Genomic DNA, 962 nt, shown 5'->3' with positions numbered 1-962 from the left:
CCGTTACGGCACGGCGAGGCTGGCGCGGCACATGGCGGTGGCGGGGCGCGGGTGGGCGCGAATCACACCATGCCGGACGGGCGCTGACCAAAGGATCACGGATCAGCGCCGTGCGGCAAATTATCTGCCTGTTTACTTACTCTTGCTAGGACAAAGCATCACCTTGGCCGTGCGGATGATTCCGCCGGGCCAGTGGCAGGACAGGCAGGGAACGGGCAGCATGGCTTTCGGGCGCGAGCACCAAGGCCGCGGGCCAGCGCAAAACTCACAAGGCCCAGCACGACGGCGCCGCCGACCGCGAAGGTCAGGCGCGCCGGGAAAGGCGCGAGTTCGGCCGGCATGGTGCTGGCGAGAGACGCAAGGATTGCGGCGGGAAGCACGCCCATCATAACCCCGCCAAGCGCAGCGCCCCAGATGCCGAGCAGCGGTGCAAAGGCGGGATGCGCACGCAGCGGAACCCGTGTCCGCGCTTGCCCGGCGCGCGGCTGCGCCATCGCCCGTGCCTTTGCCCTGTGCTCGCGCCCGATCTGTTCCCGGCCAGGGCTGAAACCTTCCTCTCGCGCATCCATCCCGATGATCACCCGGGATATGAAAAGCTGATGGAATCAGCGCTGCGGAACGAGGAAGGCTATTCCGTCACGGTCCGGTTCAACCGTCCCGATGGGAAAGTGATGCACATGGCGATCATCGCCGAGGTGCGCGAATCCACCTACGGGCCGCGCATTGTCGGCATTGCCCGCGATGTGACGGCTGAAACAGAGGCGGCCCATCGCCTCGCGCGCGAACAGGAGCGTTTCCGGATCGTTGCCGACAGTGTCAGCGACGTCTTGTGGGATCACGATTTCGACGAGGACACCTTCTGGATCACCCCCAACTGGACCGCCAAGCTTGGCGTGGAATTCGCTGGCTCGGGCAMTGACCCCTCGCGCTGGGTGCAATMTGTTGTCGATGAMGATCGCGAG

At 65.4% G+C, this 962-nt stretch carries 2 protein-coding genes; one reads left to right on the top strand and one right to left on the bottom strand.

Annotated features, from left to right (window positions below; genetic code table 11):
* Positions 1-158: 158 nt before the first annotated feature.
* The gene (locus tag SOQ14_RS14230) at positions 159-494 is read right to left on the bottom strand and encodes a hypothetical protein (protein WP_322898780.1); all 336 of its coding nucleotides are present in this window, start codon (positions 492-494) and stop codon (positions 159-161) included.
* A gap of 18 nt (positions 495-512) precedes the next feature.
* Here SOQ14_RS14230 and SOQ14_RS14225 point away from each other — a divergent pair.
* The coding region (locus SOQ14_RS14225) for a PAS domain-containing protein (protein WP_322898779.1) at positions 513-962 on the top strand (450 nt) is incomplete at its 3' end.

This window comes from Erythrobacter epiphyticus, from assembly GCF_034653295.1.
GTDB lineage: Bacteria > Pseudomonadota > Alphaproteobacteria > Sphingomonadales > Sphingomonadaceae > Erythrobacter.
This window is presented reverse-complemented; position numbering and strand designations above follow the sequence as displayed.